Source organism: Streptomyces sp. NPDC004284 (assembly GCF_042874035.1).
Lineage (GTDB): Bacteria > Actinomycetota > Actinomycetes > Streptomycetales > Streptomycetaceae > Streptomyces.
This window is the reverse complement of record NZ_JBIAMJ010000004.1, coordinates 56,143-76,644: the sequence shown is the minus strand read 5'-3', so window position 1 is coordinate 76,644 and position 20,502 is coordinate 56,143. Positions and strand designations below refer to the sequence as shown.

At 73.5% G+C, this 20,502-nt stretch carries 21 protein-coding genes; 8 read left to right on the top strand and 13 right to left on the bottom strand.

Annotation, left to right across the window (positions count from 1 at the left end; genetic code table 11):
- Positions 1-148 precede the first annotated feature (148 nt).
- Positions 149-2,224: an MMPL family transporter gene (locus ACFYUS_RS12665; RefSeq protein ID WP_388849405.1), complete on the top strand. Its 2,076-nt coding sequence runs from the start codon at positions 149-151 to the stop codon at positions 2,222-2,224.
- Here the strand turns inward: ACFYUS_RS12665 and ACFYUS_RS12660 are convergent.
- Positions 2,212-3,105, bottom strand: coding sequence for an oxygenase MpaB family protein (locus ACFYUS_RS12660; RefSeq protein WP_388849402.1), 894 nt, complete (start codon positions 3,103-3,105; stop codon positions 2,212-2,214). The genes ACFYUS_RS12665 and ACFYUS_RS12660 overlap by 13 nt on opposite strands.
- 217 nt (positions 3,106-3,322) lie before the next feature.
- Here ACFYUS_RS12660 and ACFYUS_RS12655 point away from each other — a divergent pair, with 217 nt between their 5' ends.
- Complete coding sequence (locus tag ACFYUS_RS12655) at positions 3,323-4,696, top strand: cryptochrome/photolyase family protein (RefSeq protein ID WP_388849399.1); 1,374 nt, start codon at positions 3,323-3,325, stop codon at positions 4,694-4,696.
- A 206-nt stretch (positions 4,697-4,902) separates the two neighbouring features.
- Entirely contained in the window at positions 4,903-5,526 is a 624-nt protein-coding gene (locus tag ACFYUS_RS12650; RefSeq protein ID WP_388849395.1) for a sigma-70 family RNA polymerase sigma factor, read from the top strand.
- Between the two features lie 51 nt (positions 5,527-5,577).
- Here ACFYUS_RS12650 and ACFYUS_RS12645 read toward each other — a convergent pair whose 3' ends face one another.
- Complete coding sequence (locus ACFYUS_RS12645) at positions 5,578-6,579, bottom strand: MerR family transcriptional regulator (RefSeq protein WP_388849392.1); 1,002 nt, start codon at positions 6,577-6,579, stop codon at positions 5,578-5,580.
- 72 nt (positions 6,580-6,651) lie between these two features.
- A complete protein-coding gene (locus ACFYUS_RS12640; RefSeq protein WP_388849389.1) occupies positions 6,652-7,245 on the bottom strand; it encodes a flavin reductase family protein in 594 nt (197 codons plus the stop codon).
- 68 nt (positions 7,246-7,313) lie between these two features.
- On the opposite strand from ACFYUS_RS12640, the gene ACFYUS_RS12635 reads away from it, so the two are divergent.
- Both ACFYUS_RS12635 and lnt read left to right on the top strand, forming a co-directional pair.
- Positions 7,314-7,760 carry a nuclear transport factor 2 family protein gene (locus tag ACFYUS_RS12635; RefSeq protein ID WP_388849386.1) on the top strand — a complete coding sequence of 149 codons (447 nt, stop codon included), beginning with the start codon at positions 7,314-7,316 and terminating at the stop codon, positions 7,758-7,760.
- A 57-nt stretch (positions 7,761-7,817) separates the two neighbouring features.
- Complete coding sequence (gene lnt / locus ACFYUS_RS12630; protein ID WP_388849383.1) at positions 7,818-9,428, top strand: apolipoprotein N-acyltransferase; 1,611 nt, start codon at positions 7,818-7,820, stop codon at positions 9,426-9,428.
- Here lnt and ACFYUS_RS12625 read toward each other — a convergent pair.
- Both ACFYUS_RS12625 and ACFYUS_RS12620 read right to left on the bottom strand, forming a co-directional pair.
- A complete protein-coding gene (locus ACFYUS_RS12625; protein ID WP_388849380.1) occupies positions 9,373-10,278 on the bottom strand; it encodes a Gfo/Idh/MocA family protein in 906 nt (301 codons plus the stop codon). The genes lnt and ACFYUS_RS12625 overlap by 56 nt on opposite strands.
- Before the next feature lie 53 nt (positions 10,279-10,331).
- The gene (locus tag ACFYUS_RS12620; RefSeq protein WP_388849377.1) at positions 10,332-11,558 is read right to left on the bottom strand and encodes an FAD-dependent monooxygenase; all 1,227 of its coding nucleotides are present in this window, start codon (positions 11,556-11,558) and stop codon (positions 10,332-10,334) included.
- Positions 11,559-11,674: 116 nt separating this feature from the next.
- Here ACFYUS_RS12620 and ACFYUS_RS12615 point away from each other — a divergent pair, with 116 nt between their 5' ends.
- From ACFYUS_RS12615 to ACFYUS_RS12605, 3 genes are all read left to right on the top strand, one after another.
- Positions 11,675-12,292, top strand: coding sequence for a TetR/AcrR family transcriptional regulator (locus ACFYUS_RS12615; protein ID WP_388849374.1), 618 nt, complete (start codon positions 11,675-11,677; stop codon positions 12,290-12,292).
- A 68-nt stretch (positions 12,293-12,360) separates the two neighbouring features.
- Complete coding sequence (locus tag ACFYUS_RS12610; RefSeq protein ID WP_388849371.1) at positions 12,361-12,897, top strand: DinB family protein; 537 nt, start codon at positions 12,361-12,363, stop codon at positions 12,895-12,897.
- 154 nt (positions 12,898-13,051) lie between these two features.
- Positions 13,052-13,531 carry a hypothetical protein gene (locus ACFYUS_RS12605; RefSeq protein WP_388849368.1) on the top strand — a complete coding sequence of 160 codons (480 nt, stop codon included), beginning with the start codon at positions 13,052-13,054 and terminating at the stop codon, positions 13,529-13,531.
- Between the two features lie 19 nt (positions 13,532-13,550).
- Here the strand turns inward: ACFYUS_RS12605 and ACFYUS_RS12600 are convergent, their stop codons facing one another.
- The 8 genes from ACFYUS_RS12600 to ACFYUS_RS12565 all read right to left on the bottom strand — a co-directional run bounded on the left by ACFYUS_RS12600 (position 13,551) and on the right by ACFYUS_RS12565 (position 20,383).
- Positions 13,551-14,024: a hypothetical protein gene (locus ACFYUS_RS12600; RefSeq protein WP_388849365.1), complete on the bottom strand. Its 474-nt coding sequence runs from the start codon at positions 14,022-14,024 to the stop codon at positions 13,551-13,553.
- A gap of 70 nt (positions 14,025-14,094) precedes the next feature.
- The gene (gene ung / locus ACFYUS_RS12595; protein ID WP_388849362.1) at positions 14,095-14,778 is read right to left on the bottom strand and encodes a uracil-DNA glycosylase; all 684 of its coding nucleotides are present in this window, start codon (positions 14,776-14,778) and stop codon (positions 14,095-14,097) included.
- Positions 14,779-14,872: 94 nt separating this feature from the next.
- On the bottom strand, positions 14,873-16,450 hold the full coding sequence (locus ACFYUS_RS12590; RefSeq protein WP_388849359.1) for an ABC transporter substrate-binding protein: 1,578 nt from the start codon (positions 16,448-16,450) through the stop codon (positions 14,873-14,875).
- Positions 16,451-16,599: 149 nt separating this feature from the next.
- Positions 16,600-17,367, bottom strand: coding sequence for an SDR family oxidoreductase (locus tag ACFYUS_RS12585; protein WP_388849356.1), 768 nt, complete (start codon positions 17,365-17,367; stop codon positions 16,600-16,602).
- A gap of 28 nt (positions 17,368-17,395) precedes the next feature.
- Positions 17,396-18,157, bottom strand: a complete 762-nt coding sequence (gene fabG, locus ACFYUS_RS12580) for a 3-oxoacyl-ACP reductase FabG (protein ID WP_388849354.1) — start codon at positions 18,155-18,157, stop codon at positions 17,396-17,398.
- A gap of 169 nt (positions 18,158-18,326) precedes the next feature.
- Entirely contained in the window at positions 18,327-18,710 is a 384-nt protein-coding gene (locus ACFYUS_RS12575) for a DUF3037 domain-containing protein (RefSeq protein ID WP_367827267.1), read from the bottom strand.
- Positions 18,707-19,552: a HipA family kinase gene (locus tag ACFYUS_RS12570; protein WP_388849349.1), complete on the bottom strand. Its 846-nt coding sequence runs from the start codon at positions 19,550-19,552 to the stop codon at positions 18,707-18,709. The genes ACFYUS_RS12575 and ACFYUS_RS12570 overlap by 4 nt, the downstream gene beginning before the upstream one ends.
- Positions 19,553-19,579: 27 nt before the next feature.
- Positions 19,580-20,383 (bottom strand): TetR/AcrR family transcriptional regulator, encoded by an 804-nt coding sequence (locus tag ACFYUS_RS12565; RefSeq protein ID WP_388849346.1) that lies wholly within the window; start codon positions 20,381-20,383, stop codon positions 19,580-19,582.
- Positions 20,384-20,502 lie beyond the last annotated feature (119 nt).

Here is a 20,502-nt window from a genome sequence, read left to right as displayed (position 1 = left end):
CATGTCGTGCGGGTGCGCGGAAGGGATGACCGAGGCGTGAGGTGCGGGCGCCGTCACGCCACCCGGTTGCGGGGTTCGCGACGGACCGTGCTTCATTTTGCTTCAATCATTGAGATTGTTGATTGTCGAGAGACTTGGGGGTCCTGCCGTGTCCACACCCTCGCGGTGGGCGAGCGGACTGCTGCCGCTGCTGGTGCTCGTCGTCTGGCTCGCCGTCGGAGGCGGGCTCGGTCCCTACGCGGGCAGGCTCGGAGAAGTGGCGACCAACGACCAGGCCGCCTTCCTGCCCCGCAGCGCGGAGTCGACCCAGGTCCTCCGGGCCCAGGAGGCGTTCCGTCAGGAGGAGACCCTGCCGGTCCTGGTCGTCTGGACCGCCGAGAGCGGCGGAGGAGCCCTCGGTCCTTCCGCAACGGCGGACGCCACCCGGGTGCTGGCCTCCCTGAAGGGCGCCGAAGGGGTGGTCGGCGCGCCGTCGCCGGCCTTCCCCGCCGAGGACGGGGAGGCCCTGCGGGGAATCGTCCAGCTCCGCCCCGACCTCGGCGACCGGCTGCCCGCCACGCTGGACCGGGTCGAGGCGGCGGTCTCCGCCGTGCCGGGGACCGAGGTGTGGCTGGGTGGCCCGGCCGCCTCCCAGGCGGACCTCCGGGACGCCTTCGCGGGCATCGACGGTCTCCTTCTCGTCGTCGCCCTGGTGACCGTCCTGGTGATCCTGCTCCTGGTCCACCGGAGCGTCCTGCTCCCGCTGGTGATCATCATCGGTGCCGTCTTCGCCCTCGGTCTGGCCTGCGCCCTCGTCTACGTGCTCGCCGACCACGACGTCGTGCGGGTCGACGGCCAGGTGCAGGGCATCCTGTCCATCCTGGTCATCGGCGCGGCCACCGACTACGCCCTGCTGCTGGCCGCCCGCTACCGGGAGGAGCTCGGCGCACGGGACGGCGACCGGGTGCCTGCCATGCGGGCCGCCCTGAAGCAGTCGTTCGGCCCGATCCTGGCCAGCGCCGCCACGGTCGCGCTCGGTCTGCTCGCCCTGCTCCTCAGCGACCTCACCAACAACCGGGCGCTCGGCCCCGTCGGCGCCATCGGCATCGGCTGCGCCGTCCTCAGCGCGGTGACGTTCCTCCCCGCCGCCCTGGTCCTCCTCGGACGGGCCGCCTACTGGCCGGCCCGCCCCCGGGCGACCGTCGGGGACGACGCGCACCCCGCCTGGCGCAGGGTCGCGGCGCTGGTCGACCGCACACCGCGCAAGGTCTGGGCCGGTTCCCTCGCGGCGCTGCTCGCCTGCGCCGCCTTCTCCTTCACCCTCGACTCCCGGGGCGTCCCGCTCGACGAGATCTTCGTCAAGGACGCCCCCTCCGTCGCCGCCCAGCAGCGCCTGGGCGAGCACTTCCCCGGCGGCGCCGGCAACCCCGCCGTCGTCATCGCCGACGCCGACGCGGCGGAGACGGTCAGGGCCGCCGCGAAGGCCGTCGACGGAGTCGACTCCGCGACCCTCTTCACCGTCCCCGGCACCCGACGGACGCTCGTCGCCGACGGGCGCGTACGGATCGACGTCACCCTCGCGGACGCCGCGGACTCCGATGCCGCCGAGCGCGCCGTCGCCGATCTGCGCGGCGCCCTGCACGCGGTGCCCGGCGCCGACGCCCTCGTCGGCGGCTTCACCGCCCAGCGGTACGACACCCAGGTCACCGCCGCACAGGACAGGAGGCTCATCGTCCCGGTCGTGCTGGCGATCATCCTGGTGATCCTGGTCGGCCTGCTGCGCTCCCTGCTGCTGCCCGTGCTCCTGGTGGCGACGGTCGGCCTCAACTTCCTGGCCACGCTGGGCGTCTCCGCCCTCGTCTTCGAGCACGTCCTCGGATTCACCGGCACCGACGCCGCCGTCCCCCTGTACGGCTTCGTCTTCCTGGTCGCCCTCGGCGTCGACTACAACATCTTCCTCATGTCACGGGTGCGCGAGGAGACGGCGCTGCACGGGACGCGCGAGGGCGTGCGCCGGGGACTGGTCGCCACGGGAGGCGTCATCACCTCGGCGGGTGTCGTCCTCGCCGCCACCTTCGCCGCGCTGGGGGTCATCCCGCTGGCGTTCCTGGTCCAGATCGCGTTCATCGTGGCCTTCGGCGTCCTGCTCGACACCCTGGTGGTCCGCTCGCTCCTGGTGCCGGCCCTCGTCCGGGACATCGGCCCCGCGGTCTGGTGGCCGGGCTCGCTCCGTCACCGGCCCTGACCCGGGGCGCTCGTGGCCGTCCGGGCGGGCGGGCGGGGCATCACCCAGCGGATCAGCGCGGTGACGACGAGGCCGCCCCGCCGCGCGAAGGGCAGGAGCAGCCGGATGCTCACCGGCAGGGTGAGGAACTCCCTGGCCCAGGAGGGCAGGAGGTCCACCGCGGCGGCCGCGAGGAGGGCGTAGGGAACGCGCACCGGCCACGGCAGCGGCGGCGCGGCCAGCAGGTAGTGGGCCGTGGCCGCCGACTCCTCCGTGGCCGCCAGCTCGGGGCGCCGCCGGTCCAGCGCCTCGACGAGAGCGGCCTCGGTCAGGGGCGGCCGGGGGACGCCCAGCCGGCGGGCGACCGACGCCATGTCCTCGACGTAGGCGTCCCGCCGGGCCTCGGTGAGCGGGGCCCGGCCGTACTCCTGGTACGCCCGCAGGAAGCAGAAGGCCTCGGCGATGTGCACCCAGGCGAGCAGTTCCGGATCCGAGGCCCGGTAGGGCACCCCGCCGGACGTCGTCCCGGTGACCCGGGCGTGCACCCCGCGCACCCGCGCGACCGCCCGCTCGGCGTCCTCCACCGGCCCGAACGTCGTCTCCGCCAGGAAGGTGCTGGTGCGCTGGAGGCGCCCCCAGGGGTCACCGCGGAACCCCGAGTGCGCCCATACGGCGGCCATGGCGACCGGATGGAGGGACTGCAGGAGGAGCGCCGCGAGCCCTCCGACGTACATCGAGGCGTCCGCGTGCACGACCCGGATCGGCCGGTCCGGGGCGAACCAGCGCGGACCCGGTGTGTCGTGGATCCGGGCACGCTTCCGATGGGCCGTGGGTCCGGCCACTCGCAGCAGCAGCGCTTCCCCGGCCCTTCCACGCAGCCTGTCGATCAGCACCAGGGACACGGGAACCGCCTCTTGTCCCCCTTACCCGCCACGCGGCGCGCCCATGCGGCACGGCCCCTGCCCGGGACGCGGGGCCACCGGTGTCCTCCGGCCCGGAGAAGGCGGCCGCCCCCGCGCGCATCCGGCAGGCGGGGCAGCGCCGAACCGCGGAGGTGGGAATGGGAAATCCATACGCCGACGGCGCGCTCGCGACCGGCGGCCGAGCAGGGAGGACGCGATGACCGTCGCCGTCGTTCTGTACACCTCCGACCTCCGGGTGCACGATCACCCGCCGCTGAGGGCCGCGCTCGACGGGGCGCAGGAGGTGGTGCCGCTGTTCGTGCGTGATCCGGCCGTGGACCGGGCGGGCTTCGCGGCCGCCAACCGGCTGGCCTTCCTCGCGGACTGTCTGGTGGACCTCGACCGGGCGCTGAGGGAGCGGGGCGGCCGACTCGTGGTGCGGAAGGGCGACACGGTGTCCGAGGTGAGGGCGCTGGTGCGGCAGACCGAGGCCGACGAGGTCCACCTGGCCGGCGGTGTGACGGCCTTCGCCCGGGCGAGGGAGGAGCACCTGCGCAAGGTGCTGGAGGAGGACGGCTGCCGGCTGTACGTGCACGACGGCGTGGTGGACGTCGTGCCGCCCGGTGACGTCACCCCGCAGGGCTCGGACCACTTCGCGGTCTTCACGCCGTACTACCGGCGCTGGGCGGGCGAGCCCCTGCGCGCACCGCTGTCCGCCCCGAGGGAGGTGCGCGTGCCGACGGGGGTGCGGTCGGAGCGGATGCCCGGGCGCTCCGGAATCGCCGGCGTGTCGCCGGGGCTCGCCGCGGGAGGGGAGAGCGAGGGCCGCAAGCGGCTCGCCTCCTGGCTGACGGCGCACGGTGACGCGTACGAGCAGCGCCACGACGACCTGGCGGGGGACGCCACGTCACGTCTCTCGCCGTACCTCCACTTCGGGGCCGTCTCCGCCCTGGAGGCCGTGCACCGGGCCAGGAAGCGCGGCGGTGCCGGAGCGGAGGCCTTCGTGCGCCAGCTGTGCTGGCGCGACTTCCACCGCCAGGTGCTCGCCGCCCGGCCCCGGGCGGCGGGCGCGGACTACCGTCCTCGTCACGACCGCTGGCGCCGGGGCGCCGGGGCCGAGGCGGACCTGGCGGCGTGGCGCGAGGGGCGGACCGGCTATCCCGTCGTCGACGCCGCGATGCGGCAGCTCGCCCACGAGGGCTGGATGCACAACCGCGGCCGGCTGCTCACCGCGTCCTTCCTCACCAAGACGCTGTACATCGACTGGCGGGAGGGCGCCCGCCACTTCCTCGATCTGCTGGTGGACGGCGACGTGGCGAACAATCAGCTCAACTGGCAGTGGATGGCCGGCACGGGGACGGACAGCCGCCCCAACCGCGTCCTCAACCCCGTGCTCCAGGGCAAGCGGTACGACCCGGACGGCGTCTACGTCCGGCGCTGGGTGCCGGAGCTCGCCGGCCTCGGCGCGCCGACCGTCCACGAGCCCTGGCGCCTCTCCGGCCTGGATCGGGCCGCCTACGACTACCCGGACCCGCTGATCGGGCTCTCCGAGGGGCTGGAGCGCTTCCGCCGGGGCCGGGGGACCTCCTGAGCGGAGCCGCGTCTCCTGGCGCGGACGGGCGGATCGATGCGCATCGCTCGCATTTCGATGCGGAAACGATGCGAGTTGAAGGGCGGGGGGCTCTCGCCGGAACGTGAGGACACGGAATCGACGAGGTTCCGCCGTACCGCCGCTCCGAGACCGGCGGTCGTACGTCCCGGTGGTCGCCCGCGCCGCCGCCCGGAGGAGGAACCGTCATGACCGCGCACCGGACGACCGGCCGCCTCGCCACCTCGACGGAGCCCCGTGCCCACCGCGCGAGGCGCGACACGGCGGCCGAGGACGACCGGATCGCCCGAGGGCTGGTCCAGGGGGACGAGCGCTGCCTGGACGCGGCCTACCAGCGCTGGGGACGACTCGTGCACACGCTCGCGGCCCGTGCCCTGGGCGACCACCGCGAGGCGGAGGACGTCACCCAGCAGGTGTTCGTCGCCGCCTGGCGGGGCCGGGCGAACTTCCGTCCCGACCGGGGAACCCTGCCGGCCTGGCTCACCGGCATCACCCGCCGGAAGATCGCCGACGCGCTGACCGCCCGCACCCGGCGCACCGAACTCACCGCGGCCCTCGGCGCCGCCCTGGAGCACACCGGCGACTCCCACGAAGGCCCCGAGCGGATCATCGACCGGCTCGTCGTCACCGAGGAACTGGCCCGGCTCCCCCGCGTCCAGCGCGACGTCCTGGAGCTCGCCTACTTCGCCGACCTGACCCAGACGCAGATCGCCGACCGCACCGGCATGCCGCTCGGCACGGTCAAGAGCCACGCCCGCCGCGGCCTCCAGCGGATGCGCCACAGTCTCGCCCCCGCCGCGACCGGCGGGTGAGCGGACCCGAGCGGCGGCGAGGGGCGACCCGTCCCCGCCCTTGAGGCGGCCTCACTCCTTCGCGCTCACGGCCGGTTCCCCGTACAGCCGGGAGATCACGTCGATCGCCTCGGGCAGCCCGGTGGGACGCACCGTGCCGGGGGCGGGGGGCCGGCCGAGCCAGCCGGGGCCCGCGAGCAGGACCACGGGGGCCCTGCGTGCTCCCCGTACCCCGAACGCCGTCCCCGCGACGTGCCGGGCCAGGGCGTGGTTCGCGGTGGACCTCGCCTGGGACCAGAGGGCGACGGCGGCCGGACCCGAACGTCGCACCGCCGCGTCGAGGGCCTCCGCGGGCACCGCCGCGCCGAACATCCTGGTCGGCAGGCCCCGCTCGGCCAGTCCCGCCGCGAGTGCCTCCAGGGGCAGCGAGTGCTGCTCCCCGGGGACGCACGCCAGCACGACCGGAGCGGCCGGGGACGCCGTCGCCGGGCCGGTCACGGCGGCCCGCCGCAGCGCGGTGGAGATGTGCCAGGAGAGCAGGTGCTCCACCTCGACGTAGCGGTCTTCGGACGACGCCCACTTGCGGCCCACGGCGTGCAGCGTCGGGACCATGACCTCCTGCCACGCGGTGACCAGGCCGTGCTCGGCCAGCGCCTCCTGGAGCAGCCCTTCCATGGCGGGGCCGTCGAGGCGTACGGCGGCGCGGGCGAGCCCGCGGGCCTCCTGCCGTACGTCGCCCAGCGGCAGGCCGCTGCCGGGTCCGGGCCGGCGGGCCCTCCCGGGGGCCACGGGGGCCACGGGGGCCACGGGGGCGTCGGGAACGGTCGGCTCCGCCGAGGTCCGCGCCTGCCGGGCGGCCCTCGCGGCCTCGGCGGGCGGGACGCCCGAGGCCGTGAGACGGCACATCTCGTCGAGCATCGCGATGTCCGCCGGGCTCCACCGCCTGTGCCGTCCGTCCGCGCGTACGGCCGGGCCGATGCCGTACCGCTGGTCCCAGGAACGCACCGTGGTGGGAGAGACGCCCAGACGCCGTGCCACGGCACCGGTCGTGATCCCGTGAGCCGTATCGGACATGTCACCCACCCTACGAGGTCCGGACGATGCGGAAACGATGCGAGCAGGGGAGGTCCGCGCGGGCTGAGGCCCTCAGCCCCGGTAGGGCACCCTGGCGATCTCCTCGATGCCGCCCAGGGTGCCCCATTCGTTCTTGCCGAGTCGCGTCAGGGGGCGCATCAGGGTCATCTCGGGGTGGCCGCCGATCATGACGGACTCGTCGACCGCCGCGTGCACGACCCGGCCGAAGACGACCGTCGAGTCGCCGATCCGCAGCGTGCTGTGCAGCTCGCACTCCAGGGCCACCGGCGACTGGGCGACCCGCGGCGGCTTCACCCGCAGGCTCGGCTCCCGCTCGATGCCGCACGCGTCGAACTCGCTCACCCCGCGCGGGAAGTCCGTGGCCGTGGCGTTGATCCGCTCGAAGAGCCCCTCGGGGGCGAGGTTCACCACGAACTCCCCGGTCTCCTCCACGTTGCGCAGCGTGTCCTTGCGCCCGACCGAGGTGAACTGCACGACCGGCGGCGCGACCGAGGAGATGGTGAAGAAGGAGTGCGGGGCGAGGTTGTCCGTCCCGTCCGCCGAGGCCGTGGACACCCAGGCGATGGGCCGGGGCACGACCGTGGCGGTCAGCAGCCGGTAGAAGGAGGTGCGGTCGGTCAGTTCGGGATCGATGTTCACGCGCATGGCCGCCAGTATGACCGGCCTCGTTCCGACCTCTTGGCCCCTGGCCTCCGCTGCCCGACACTGAGCCGATGACGCAGCGCGTGGACCTCGCGACCGTGATGGACCGCTTCGCCCTCGACGACCTGGTCACCGGCTACGCGGCGGCCGTGGACGAGGGCGACTGGAACGCCTACCGGGGCCTGTTCGCCCCGGACGGCAGGGCCGACTACCGGGGCTCGGGCGGGATCGAGGGGCCGGCGGCGGAGGTCGCCGAGTGGCTGGCCGGGACGCTGCCCCTCTTTCCCGTACGCCAGCACCTCATCGTGAACCGGCGGGTGCGGTTCACGGAGCCGGGCGGCTATCCGGAGACCGGGGACCGGGCGGACGTCGCCGCCGACTACGTGAACCCGATGCGGTTCGCCTCCGGCGAGGACTTCGTCTGCGGCGGGCGCTACGCCTTCGCGGCCCTCCGCACCGCCGACGGCTGGCGGCTGACCTCGGTCGTCGTCGACGAACGCTGGCGCCGTCACGGCTGACCCGGCCCCGGACGCCGAGGCGTCGCGGACACTTGAGGCATCGACGGGAGGCACGTCATGCGTGGTCCGTTCGTGATCCGCCGCCGTGGAGGCCGGGCCGACCGCTCCCCCGCTCCCCGGCGTGCCGGGCACGGGGCCGCGCGCTCCCTGCTCGCCGCCTGCTGCGGCGCCCTGCCCGTGCTCGCCTTCCCGGCTCCCGGGCTCTGGTGGTGGGCCTACCTGGCGCTCGTCCCGTGGCTGCTGCTGATCCGTACGGCGCCGGGGGCCCGCCGTGCCGGTCTCGACGGCTGGTCCGGCGGTCTCGGCTTCATGCTGGCGATGCACCACTGGCTGCTGCCGAGCCTGCACGTCTTCCTGCTTCCGCTGGCCGCGCTGCTCGGTCTGCTGTGGCTGCCCTGGGGGTGGCTGGTCAGGGGACTGCTCGGCGGCACCCCCTCGCCGCTGCGGGCGGGCGCGGCGCTGCTCGCGGTGCCCTCGGGCTGGCTGCTGATCGAGCTGGCCCGTTCCTGGGAGGGGCTCGGCGGACCGTGGGGGCTTCTGGGGGCGAGCCAGTGGCAGGTCCCGGCGGCGCTGCGGCTCGCCTCGGTCGGCGGGGTGTGGCTGGTGAGTTTCCTCGTGGTGGCGGTGAACACGGCCGTGGCCCTGCTCGTGGCGGCGTCGGGGCGGCGTTCCGTCGGGGCGGTGGGGCTCGTGGCCTGCGCCCTGGTGGCGGGGACGGCCGCCTGGGGCGTCCCGGCCCCCCGGGAGAGCGGCTCGGTACGGGTGGGCCTCGTGCAGCCGGGGGTGTTCGACGGCCCCGGCGGGCCCGGGGCGCGCCTCGCGCGGGCCGAGGCGCTGACCCGTTCCCTCGCCGGGCAGCGGCTGGACCTGGTCGTGTGGGGCGAGAGCGGGGTGGGTGCCGATCCGACGGGCGACCCGGCGCTCGCGGCCCGGCTGGCCGCGCTGTCGCGGGCGGTGGGCGCGCCGCTCCTGGTGAACGTGGACGCGCGGGCCGCCGGCCGTCCCGGCATCTACAAGAGCGCCGTCCTGGTCGGCCCGGCGGGCCTCACGGGGCAGCGCTACGACAAGATGCGGCTCGTCCCGTTCGGCGAGTACGTCCCGGCGCGCCCGCTCCTGGGCTGGGTGACGTCCGCCGGCCGCGCCGCGAAGGAGGACCGGCGGCGCGGCACCGAGCCGGTGGTGATGACGCTGCCCGCCCGTGCGGCCGGCGCGTCCCCGCTCCGGGTCGGTCCGCTGATCTGCTTCGAGTCCGCGTTCCCCGACATGAGCCGGCGGCTCGCCCGCGACGGGGCCGATCTCCTGGTCGTGCAGTCGTCGACCAGTACCTTCCAGGACAGCTGGGCGCCCGCCCAGCACGCCTCGCTCGCGGCCCTGCGCGCGGCCGAGACGGGCCGGCCCGTCGTGCACGCGACGCTCACCGGGATCAGTGCCGCGTACGGTCCCGACGGCCGCCGGATCGGGCCGGTGCTCGGCACGGACGCGAGCGCCGCCGTCGTGCGCGAGCTGCCGCTCTCGGGGACGACGACGGCCTATGTCCGGTGGGGCGACTGGCCCTTGTACGGGGCGCTCGCGGTGGTCGGCGCGGTGTGCGCCGCCGAGGGCGCGGGCGCGCTCAGGACGACTGGGCCAGCGCTTCGCGGACGACGCGCTCGCACAGCTCGTGGGTGAGCAGGGCGTCGCGGGCGCTGAGCACCCGGCCCTGCCGTACCGAGTCGAGGAAGGCGAGGGTCGCCTGCTCGATGCCGCGCTGCCGGGCGACGGGCACCCAGTCGCCGCGCCGGCGCACGGTCGGCTGCCCCTTGTGGTCGACGACCTCGGCGAGGTTGAGGACCTGGCGCTTGGTGTCCTGCCCGGACACCTCCAGGACCTCCTCGGTGGAGCCGTTCATCCGGTTCATCATGCCGATGGCGGTGAAGCCGTCTCCGGAGAGCTGGAGCACCACGTGGTGCATGAGCCCTTCGCGGATCCGGGCCCGCACGTCGATGTGCTCGACCTCGCCGGGCACCAGGAAGCGCAGGGTGTCGACGACGTGGATGAAGTCGTCGAGGACGAAGGTGCGGGGGTCCTCGGGCAGGCCGATGCGGTTCTTCTGGAGGAGGATCAGCTCGCGCGGGTGGTCGAAGCACTGGGCGTAGCTGGGGGCGAGGCGCCGGTTGAAGCCGACGGCGAGGCTGACCGAGCGCTTCTCGGCGAGCTCCACGATCCGCTCGGAGTCGGCGTACTCGTACGCGAGGGGCTTGTCGACGTACGTGGGGACGCCGGCTTCCAGGAGCCGGGCGGCGATCTCGGCGTGGGCGGCGGTGGAGGCGTGGACGAAGGCCGCGTCGAGCCCGGCGGAGATCAGCGAGTCGAGGTCGGCGTGGCGCCGCTCGGCGGGCAGGTGCAGGGTGTCGGCGACCCGCTCCAGGGTCGCCGGGGTGCGGGTCTGGAGGTGCAGTTCGACTCCGGGGAGGGTGCCGAGGACGGGAAGGTAGGCCTTCTGCGCGATGTCGCCGAGTCCGATGCAGCCAACCTTCACGGGGTCTCCCTTGTCGTCCACCGGCCCTTGCCCGTAAGGGCCGTTCGCGCCGGTCAGCTTACGCGGGACGGATCATGCGCCGAAGGTGCCGGGTCGACCGGCGGGCGCCAGTCGCAGATGCCGTCGAAGCCGCGCAGGGCGAGGCCGGGCCCGAAGCGGGAGACGGCGCTGACGGCCGCGGAGCGCAGGGCGACGGCGGGGCGGGCGGCGAGCATGGTGAGCGCGCCGGTGCGGGCGGCCTTGCGGACGATGGCGGTGGTGCGGGGCAGCCGGTCGGCGGTGTACGCGGCGAGCGCGCGGCCCGGCGCGAAGTCCGGGGCGGTGCGGGCGTGGTGGGCGAGGACGACGGCGTCCTCGACGGCCTGGTTCCCGCCCTGGCCGAGGCTCGGCATCATCGCGTGCGCGGCGTCGCCGAGGAGGGCGACCCTGCCCCGGTGGAAGGCGGGCAGCGGGTCGGGCATGTGGTGGACGTCGTGCCGCAGGATCCGGTCGGGCTCGACGCCCGCGAGGATCTCGGGGACGGGGTGGTGCCAGTCCCCGAAGAGCCGGAGCAGTTCGGCCTTCTCGTCGTCGGGCGCGTGGCCGCCGGCGGGGGCCACGGCCATGGCGTACGCGTAGACCCGGCCGTCCTTGAGCGGCTGACTGCCCCACAGCCTGCCCGCGCCCCAGGTCTCGTGCGGGGCGAAGGGGCGCCCGGGGGCGGGGACGACGACGCGCCAGCTCGTGGCGCCGGAGTAGCGGGGTCCGGGGTGGTCGGGGAAGAGCGCCTTGCGGGTCGCCGAGTGGATGCCGTCGGCACCGAGGACGAGCTCGGCCTCCAGCTCGCCCGGGGCCGCGGTCCCGGGGGCGGCGACCGTGACGCGGGCGGGGCGGTGGTCGTCGCCGGGGTCGGTGACGGTGGCGGTCACGCCGGTGCGGACGACGCCCTCGGGGAGGGCGGAGGTGAGGATCTCGACGAGGGTGGCGCGGTGGAGGAGGACGAGGGGCCCGCCGAAGCGGTCGGCGGCGGCCTTGGCGTCGGTACGGGCGAGCCAGCGGCCGCCGGGGGTGCGCATGCCGCCGTCGCCCTGCCAGGCGGAGAGCGCGCGGACGCGGTCGCCGAGCCCGATGACGTCGAGGGCGCGCTGCGCGTTGGGGGCGAGGGCGATGCCGGCGCCGACGGGGGTGAGGTCGGCGGCGCGTTCGAGGACGGTGACCCGCCAGCCGCTCCGGTGCAGGGCGACGGCGGCGGTGAGTCCGCCGATGCCGGCTCCGACGACGACGGCGCGGTGCTGTTCCATGGCTGCTCCTCGGATCGGGCGGGACGAACGGGCGGATCGACGCTCACTACAGGTGTAGTGAGCTCGACGCCATGACCGTACTACAGCTGTAGTGGGGTCGGTAGTAGGTTGTCCCCATGACCTCAGCCACCGCCGGGACCCCGGCCCCGGAGTCCCCCGTCTCCCGCGCCGAGCGGATCGGCGACGCCGCCCTCGCCCTCCTGGTCGAGCGGGGGATGCGGGGCCTGACCCACCGCGCCGTGGACGAGCGGGCGGGGCTGCCGCAGGGGTCGACGTCCAATCACGCCCGCACCCGCCAGGCCCTCCTGGAGACGGCCGTACGGCGTCAGGTCCAGCGGGAGGCCGAGGTCCTCACCCCGCACGAGCTGCCGGGCCCGCGGAGCGGCGGCGACGCGCTCGTCGACGCGCTCGCGCTCGCCCTGCACCGCTACCTCACCGACCACCGCTCGCTGCTGGTCTCCCGCTACGAGCTGGCCCTGGAGGCCACCCGCCGCCCCGAGCTCCGGAGCTTCTTCGACACCGCCGGGGCGACCTTCCACACCCCGCTGATCGCGATGATGACGGAGGCCGGCTCGCCGGAGCCCGAACGGCACGCGCTCTCCCTGATCGCCTGGTGCGAGGGGCTGATGTTCTCCTGCGCGGCGGGCTCCTTCCACGCGGCGGTGCCGAGCCGCGCGGAACTGCGCACCGGCTTCGACGAGTTGCTGCGCGGCATGCTCGGGGACCGGCCCTGACACGCGCGCCCGGCGCGCGCTCCGGCACCGGCCGCGCACCCTGGCGCCCTCCGCGATCATGGGAGACGATGCCGCCCATGACCACCGAACACACCGAGACCGTCCCGCGCGTCGACCCGGCCACCACCACGGGCGAGCGCGAGGCGCTGGAGCAGTGGCTCGACTTCCACCGCGCGACCCTCGCGATGAAGTGCGAGGGGCTGGACGACGCCCAGCTGCGCACCCCGTCCGCCCCGCCCTCGGACCTCAACCTCCTCGGCCTGGTCCGCCACATGGCCGAGGTCGAGCGCGGCTGGTTCCGCCGCGTCCTGGCCGGCGAGAAGGTGCCGTGGATCTACTCGACGGAGGAGGACCACGACCGGGACATCCACGTCACCGACGAGGACACCTACGAGGAGGCCCACGCCACCTGGCAGGCCGAGATCGCCCGCGCGCGCGAGCTGGCGGCCGGCCGTGACCTCGACGACCTGGGCGTGGGCGAGCACCGCACCGGCCGCACGTTCAACCTCCGGTGGATCTACCTCCACATGATCGAGGAGTACGCCCGTCACAACGGCCACGCGGACCTCGTCCGCGAGCGGATCGACGGCGCGACCGGCGACTGACCCCGTACCGGCCACCGGTCCGGGGGACCGGCCCCGGGCAGGTCAAGACCGGGCCCCGCACGGCTCACCCGTGCGGGGCATTCCCCGCCGGTAGGGGCGCGAAGATCGCTACCGGACCAGCAGAGTTGCGCGGGTGCATGGAACCCGAACCACAGTGAAGATCCTGGTCGGGGCGGCGGTCGCCGCCCTCGCCGGCTGCGTCTCGGTGGACGCCCCGCCGACGGCGCCCGCCCCCGCGCCCGCGGCCGACACCGTACGCCCCGCCCAGGACGTGGCACCGCAGATCGTCGAGGGCCCGGCCCGCGAGGCGCTCGAAGCGGCGCTCCCCGCTCCCCCGCCGTCCACCGCGCCCCGCGCGACGCCTCCGGCGGAGCGGCACCGGCGGGCGGCGGCGCCTCCCCGGCCGCAGACCCCGCACCCCGCCCCCGTACCGGAGGGGCACGAGCGTCCGCGCCCGGCACTCCGGCCGGACCTTGCCGAACTGCCGGAGCTGAGGGGGCTGCCGGAGCTCAGGGGACTGCCGAAGCACCCGCCGGTCTCCCGGGCGGGCGTCTGCGACCTGGGCGAGCGGTACGGCGGCTGGGCCCCCGGCAGCGATCAGGCCAGGATCTGCCACGGCGCGTACGGCCGGTGAGCCTCCTCCACGGGGCGCTTCACACGCCCCTGAGCCGTAGCTCCAGGCGCTCGATCGCGGCCCGCACCCCGTTCCCGTAGCCGTCGTCGTCGAGGTGGTCCGAGGCGGCGCGGGCCCGGTCCAGATGGACCCGCGCGGCGTCGGGCCGCTGGAGCTTGACGTAGTCGGCGGCCAGGTTGAGATGGAGCGAGGGGTACAGCGCCCGGAGCGCGGCCGCCGAGTCGTGCGCGGCGAGCCGCTCCTCGGCGAGGCCCTCGGCCGCGCTCAGCGCCCGCAGGTCCCAGGCGAGCTCGGTGTCGGGATCGTCCTGGGCGTCCGCCATGTAGTGCGCGAGGGTGCAGCGGTGCAGGGGGTCGCCGTCCGGGCCGATCTGCTGCCACAGCAACCCGAAGCGGTTGCGGGCCTCCTCGCGGTCGCCGCCGTGGAGCAGCATCATGGCCTGCCCGATCCTGGTCATGACCCCGTCGTCCGACACCCGCTGCTGCTCGGTCACCGCACCCTCCGCCCGCTCACCCACTGGGACTGACGACGCTAGCCGCAGCGGGCCCGGATCGGGCCGAGGCTCAGCCGAGGTCCGGGATGCGCCAGTCGATCGGCTCGTGTCCCTGGGCCGCGACGGCCTCGTTGATCTGGGTGAAGGGGTGCGATCCGAAGAACTTCTTCGCCGACAGCGGCGAGGGGTGGGCACCCTTCACCACGACGTGCCGCTCCTCGTCGATGAGCGGGAGCTTCTTCTGCGCGTAGTTGCCCCACAGGACGAAGACGGCGGGGTCGGGACGGGAGGCGACGGCGGTGATCACCGCGTCGGTGAACTTCTCCCAGCCCTTGTTCTTGTGCGAGTTCGCCTCGCCGGAGCGGACCGTCAGCACGGCGTTGAGCAGGAGGACGCCCTGCTCGGCCCACGGCATCAGATAGCCGTTGTCCGGGACGGGGAGGCCGAGCTCCGCGTGCATCTCCTTGTAGATGTTCCGCAGGGAGGGCGGGGTCTTCACGCCGGGGCGGACGGAGAAGCAGAGGCCGTGGCCCTGCCCCTCGCCGTGGTAAGGGTCCTGACCGAGGATCAGGACCTTCACCTTGTCGTACGGGGTGGCGTCGAGGGCGGCGAAGACCTCGTCCTTCGGCGGGAAGACCGGCCCCTTGGCGCGCTCCTCCTCGACGAACTCGGTGAGCTGGGCGAAGTACGGCTTCTGCAGCTCCTCGCCGAGGACACCCCGCCAGGACTCGGGCAGCATGCTGGTGTCGGTCACGGTCACAACCTCCGGTGGACGTTCGTGTTTCTCCGTCCGAAAACCTACCGGGGGCCACTGACAGTGGCCCCCGGCAGGTCGTGGGCGAGGTCCGCTACCAGCTGGCCCGGCGGCTCAGCTCCCACATCTGCATGACCGTCTGCGGGTCGAGGGCGCGCTCGCCGCCGCCGATGTCCTCGCCGGCCGCGATGTACAGCTTGCCCTGCCACAGGGGCAGCAGCCGGACGTCCTGGACCATGATCTCCTGGGCCTCCACGAACTCGTCCGTGACGGTCCCGCGGTCGCTCTCGCGGCGGGACTTCGGGATGAGTTCGCCGGTGATCCGGGGGCTCTCGTAGGGCGTGCCGAGGACGTTCTCCTTGCCCACGAAGGGGGCGACGAAGTTGTCCGGGTCCGGGAAGTCGGGGAACCAGCCGCGGCCGAAGACCGGGTACTCGCCCTTCTGGTAGCCCGCCTGGAACTCCTTCCAGGGCTTGCCGTGCAGGGTGACCTTGAAGAGGCCGGAGTCCTCCAGCTGCCGCTTGAGTTCGGTGAACTCGGCGGCCGTCGAGGAGCCGTACCGGTCGGTGGCGTACCAGAAGTCCAGCGCGACGGGCTTGGTGATGCCGGCGTTGCGGAGGATCTTCTTCGCCTTGTCCTTGCTGGGCGAGCCGTAGCGGTCGAAGAACTTGGTGGTGTGGGCGGCGATTCCCTTGGGCACCATCGAGTACAGGGGCTCGGCGGTGCCCTGGTAGACCTTGTTGACCAGTTCGTCGCGGTCGACGAGCTGGGCGATGGCCTTGCGGACGGGGAGCTTGGCGACGGACTCGTCCTGGGTGTTGAAGACCAGGTAGCGGATGTCGGCGCCGGTCGACTCGATGAGCTGGAGCTGCTTGTTCTCCGGCTTGTCCTCCTGGAGGTTGACGACCTCCTCGGCGGTGAGGCCGCGGTAGGTGGCGTCGATCTCGTTCTTCCGGAGGGCGGTGACCATGGCGTCGGAGTCGTCGAAGTACTTGATCGTGACGCCGCCGTTCTTCCGGTCGGCGAAGCCCTTGTAGAAGGGGTTCTTCGTCAGCTCGGCCGACTTGCGCTCGGTGTACGAGTCGAGGACGTACGGTCCCGAGCCCATGATCTTGCCGTCCTTGCGGAGCTGGTCCGCCGGGTACTCGGCCGGGTCCACCAGCGACATCGCGGGGGTGGCGAGGATGAACGGGAAGGTGGCGTCCGGCTTGTTGAGCCGGAAGACGACGGTGCGGTCGCCGACGGTCTCGATCTTGTCGAGCGAGCCGAGCATCCCGTTGGGGCCGCCCTTGACATTGATCGTGCGGATGCGCTCGATCGAGTACTGCACGGCCTTGGCGTCCAGCTTGTGCCCGTTGGAGAACGTGAGGCCCTCCACGAGCTTGCACTCGAAGACCCGGCTGGAGGTGTCCGTGAACTTGCAGTCGGCGGCGTCCGGCTGCGGGGTGGTGCTGCCCGTCGGGAACGCGACCAGAGTCTGGAAGACATTCCGGAAAAGCTCCCAGGAATTGTCCCAGGCGGCGGCCGGATCAAGCGTGGAGGGAGAACTCATCGTGCCGACGACGATTCTCTGATCCCCGGCGGATTCACTGTCCGAGAAGACACCGCATCCGGTTACCAGGGATATGGACACAAGGGCTGCAGCGGCCTGCAGACTGGTCCGGTTGAACACGTGCACGCTCCTCGTTCAGCCAGGGGTCGGCCGACCATACCGCAGCACCCCGCCAGGTCAATCTTCGAGTCCGGCGGGGCACTTGAGGCATTCGACGTATAACCGGGGTCAATCCGGACAGGAGATTCCGGAAAGTGTCCGGTAATCGGTCACCCGACTCCGGCGTTCAGGAAAATGCCCCCGTCGACGACGAGCGTCTGGCCGGTGATCCACTCCGACTGTGACGAGGTGAGGAAGGCTGCGGCGCCTCCGATGTCCTCGGGCTCGCCGAGCCGGCCGAGCGGATAGGAGGCCGCCGCCTCCACCTCGCGGCCCTCGTAGAGCGGCCGCGCGAATTTCGTCTTCACGACGGCCGGAGCGATCGCGTTGACCCGCACGAGCGGCGCGAATTCATGCGCCAGCTGAAGGGTCAGATTGATCATCGCGGCCTTGCTCACGCCGTACGCGCCGACGAAAGGCGAGGCCGAGATGCCGGCGATCGAGGCGATGTTCACGATCGCCCCGCCGTGCTCCTTCTGCCAGGCGTGCCAGCTCCGCTGCGCGAAGCCCAGCGCGGAGATCACGTTCGTCTCGAAGACCTTGCGGGCCACCCCGAGGTCCAGGTCCGCGAGGGGCCCGAAGACGGGGTTCGTCCCGGCGTTGTTGACGAGGAAGTCCAGGCGGCCGAAGCCGTCCATCGCCGCCTCGACGGCGGCGGCCTGGTGGGCCTCGTCGTGCGCCTTGCCGGGGACCCCGATGACCCGGTCGGCCCCGAGCCGCTCGACGGCCTCCTTGAGGGCCTCCTCGCCGCGCCCGGTGATGACGACCCGGTCGCCGCGGGCGACCAGGGCCTCGGCGACGCCGTAGCCGATGCCCCGGCTGGCGCCGGTGACGAGGGCGACCTTGCCGGACAGCTCCGGCCGTTCCTGTGCGCTCATGTGCGTCTCCTCCTGTCGCTGCCGGTCGTCAGTCGAGCGGTCCGCCGGCCACGTACAGGACCTGGCCGGAGACGAAGCCGGCGTCGTCGCCCGCGAAGAACGCGATCGCGTTGGCGACGTCCTCGGGGCGGCCGACCCGCGCCACCGGGATCATCGAGGCGGCGGCGGCCTGGAAGTCCTCGAAGCCCATGCCCACGCGCTCGGCGGTCTGCGCGGTCATCTCGGTGACGATGAAGCCCGGGGCGACGGCGTTGGCGGTGATGCCGAACTTGCCGAGCTCCTTGGCGAGGGTCTTGGTGAAGCCCTGCAGACCCGCCTTGACGGCCGAGTAGTTGGCCTGGCCGCGGTTGCCGAGCGCCGAGGAGGAGGAGAGGGAGACGATCCGGCCGAAGCCCGCGTCCACCATGTGCTTCTGGACGGCCTTGGCCATCAGGAAGGCGCCCTTGAGGTGGACGTTCATGACGATGTCCCAGTCGGACTCGGACATCTTGAAGAGCAGGTTGTCGCGGAGCACGCCCGCGTTGTTGACGAGGATCGTCGGCGCGCCGAGCTCGGCGGCGATCCGCGCGACGGCGGCCTCCACCTGGGCGCTGTCCGAGACGTCGCAGCCGACCGCGAGGGCGGTGCCGCCCGCGGCGGTGATCTTCTCGACGGTGTCCTTGCAGGCCGCCTCGTCGAGGTCGAGTACGGCGACGGCGCGGCCCTCGGCCGCAAGGCGGAGCGCGGTGGCCGCGCCGATACCCCGTGCGGCACCCGTGACGACGGCTACGCGCTGCTCGGTGGTGGACATGCTTGGTTCTCCTCGCCCTTGGATCGTCCCTGGATGCGGTCCGTACCGGCGGCCCGCTCGCTCTCCCGCACATGAGCGACCGCTTAGTATCGTCCGCAGACGAGACGCTAGAAGCCCTGGCACCCGGTGTCAACGGCCCACCGGGTGCACCGGGTCATTCCCTGTACTCCTACCGGACGAGAAGGTCGAGCAGCCGCTCCACCTCGGCCTCGGGGTCGGCGGTCAGACCCGTGTGGACGGGTCCCGGCTGCACGACCGTCGAGCGCGGCGCGATCAGCCAGCGGAAGCGCCGCCCCGCGTCGTCGCGCGCGGCCTGGCCCGCCGCATCGCCGCCCAGGCAGACCCCCTCGACGGCGCGCAGCGCGGCCCGTACGCCGGTCACGTCGGCGGCCGGGTCGAGCACCGCCAGCTTGGCCTCGTCCAGATGCGTGCGGGCGGCCACGAAGGACCGGGCACGGCAGTAGACGACCACTCCCGCGTTGAAGCACTCGCCGCGCTCCACCCGCGGGACGACGCGCAGCAGCGCGTACTCGAAGACATCGCGGTCGGTCACGTCGTGCTGTCCTTCTCGGTGGAGTGCTTCCGGGGCGCGAGGCGGTCGGCGAGCCAGCCGGGCGGCTGCTGCGGCCGGCCCTCGCTGCGCGGTCCGAGCGTGATCCGCTCGTGGATGGTGGCGGCGCGCGGCAACAGGGCCTCGACGTACGCGGCGCGCAGCTCGTCCGTGCTGTCGAAGCCGGGCTCGTCGACGAGCCACTCGTCGGGGACCTCGGCGGCGACCTCCTCCAGGAGCTCGCGGGTGACGAGGGGGGCGAGCTCGGCGGCCGCGGCGGCGATGTCCGGGGCGAAGGGGGCGAGGGCGTGGTCGGAGGCGTCGTACGGCTTCGCGGCGGAGGCCTGGGCGCCCGGCCAGTTGTGGTGCCAGATCATGGTGGCGCCGTGGTCGATGAGCCACAGGTCGCCGTGCCAGACGAGCATGTTCGGATTGCGCCAGGACCGGTCGACGTTGTTGATCACCGCGTCGAACCAGACGACCTTCCCGGCCTCCTTCGGGTCGACCTCGTACGCGAGCGGGTCGAAGCCCAGCGAGCCGGGCAGGAAGTCCATGCCGAGGTTGAGCCCGCCGCTCGCCTTGAGCAGCTCCTGCACCTCCTGGTCGGGCTCGGAGAGCCCGATGACCGGGTCGAGCTGGATGGTGACGAGCTCCGGCACCCGCAGGCCGAGCCTGCGGGCGAGCTGCCCGCAGACGACCTCGGCGACCAGGGTCTTGCGGCCCTGACCGGCTCCCGTGAACTTCATGACGTATGTCCCGTAATCGTCGGCCTCGACGATCCCGGGGAGCGAGCCGCCCTCGCGCAGGGGCGTGACATAGCGGGTCGCTGTCACCTCTGTAAGCATTCGCCCAGGGTATCGGCGTGGTGATCCTCAGGGCCCGGGCGTCCGCCCGGACCCGCCCCCGGCAGGAGGAGCGTCCGCGCGGGCGGCGGACGCGGCCAGGATGCGGTCGAGGAGCGCGTCGAGGCCGTCCGTCAGCTCCTGGTAGCCGCCCTTCTCGGCCAGGGAGGGCGCGGTCTCGCGCAGCCGGGGGAGCTCGCGGGCCGGCATCAGGTGCAGGCCGAGGCGGAAGGCCGGGTCGGGCTCGTCGGGGTTGTCGACCATGGCCCGCAGGTCGCTGAAGATGTAGCCGAGCACCCAGGCGGTGACCGCCCGGTAGGCGGTGACGACGCCCTGCGCGTCGAGCCCGGCGCGGTCGAGGAGGGCCAGCACCCGCTCGTGGGCCTGGAGCACCGCGAGGGGACGCCGGGCCAGCGGGACGGCGAGCAGCCGCGTGGCGAGCAGTGGCACGACGTGCGGGTGGGCGAGGGAGATCCGGTAGAGGGCGCAGGCGCCGCGGCGGAGCTCGGCGCGCCATTCGGGCAGGTCGGGCGCCTGGCCGAGGGGGGCGGGCTCCTCACGGGCGAGGTCCTCGTCCAGTTCGGTGTAGAGCTGTTCGACCAGGCCGTCCAGGAGCGCGTCCTTGCTGGGCGCGTAGCGGTACAGCGCCATCGCCTCGACGTCGAGCTCGGCGGCGACCCGCCGCATGCTCAGGGCCGACAGGCCCTCGCGGTCCACCACGTCGAGGGCCGCGGCGAGCACGCGTTCGCGGCTCAGCCGGCGGCGGCCCCGGCGGCGCTCCGTGGCATGGCCGATGTCCACCTTCCTGCGGTCCGGCTGGGTGCTGCTGGCCATGGGGCGCCTCCGGGCTCGATGTCGCGATGCGACTGCTCCGACTATATCCGAATGCCGCTAAACGCTACGTTTACACCATAAGTGGACATTTATTGACAGGCGTGACACGGCGGAGCAAT

Excerpts from the sequence above, each read along its gene's own strand:
- ACFYUS_RS12635 (WP_388849386.1), top strand. The coding sequence starts at position 7,314 with ATGACGCAGCGCGTGGACCTCGCGACCGTGATGGACCGCTTCGCCCTC.
- ACFYUS_RS12610 (WP_388849371.1), top strand. The coding sequence starts at position 12,361 with ATGCCGCCCATGACCACCGAACACACCGAGACCGTCCCGCGCGTCGAC.
- ACFYUS_RS12570 (WP_388849349.1), bottom strand. The coding sequence starts at position 19,552 with ATGCTTACAGAGGTGACAGCGACCCGCTATGTCACGCCCCTGCGCGAG.
- ACFYUS_RS12615 (WP_388849374.1), top strand. The coding sequence starts at position 11,675 with ATGACCTCAGCCACCGCCGGGACCCCGGCCCCGGAGTCCCCCGTCTCC.
- ACFYUS_RS12585 (WP_388849356.1), bottom strand. The coding sequence starts at position 17,367 with ATGAGCGCACAGGAACGGCCGGAGCTGTCCGGCAAGGTCGCCCTCGTC.
- ACFYUS_RS12640 (WP_388849389.1), bottom strand. The coding sequence starts at position 7,245 with ATGCGCGTGAACATCGATCCCGAACTGACCGACCGCACCTCCTTCTAC.
- ACFYUS_RS12650 (WP_388849395.1), top strand. The coding sequence starts at position 4,903 with ATGACCGCGCACCGGACGACCGGCCGCCTCGCCACCTCGACGGAGCCC.
- ACFYUS_RS12565 (WP_388849346.1), bottom strand. The coding sequence starts at position 20,383 with ATGGCCAGCAGCACCCAGCCGGACCGCAGGAAGGTGGACATCGGCCAT.
- lnt (WP_388849383.1), top strand. The coding sequence starts at position 7,818 with ATGCGTGGTCCGTTCGTGATCCGCCGCCGTGGAGGCCGGGCCGACCGC.
- ACFYUS_RS12645 (WP_388849392.1), bottom strand. The coding sequence starts at position 6,579 with ATGTCCGATACGGCTCACGGGATCACGACCGGTGCCGTGGCACGGCGT.
- ACFYUS_RS12655 (WP_388849399.1), top strand. The coding sequence starts at position 3,323 with ATGACCGTCGCCGTCGTTCTGTACACCTCCGACCTCCGGGTGCACGAT.
- ACFYUS_RS12620 (WP_388849377.1), bottom strand. The coding sequence starts at position 11,558 with ATGGAACAGCACCGCGCCGTCGTCGTCGGAGCCGGCATCGGCGGACTC.
- fabG (WP_388849354.1), bottom strand. The coding sequence starts at position 18,157 with ATGTCCACCACCGAGCAGCGCGTAGCCGTCGTCACGGGTGCCGCACGG.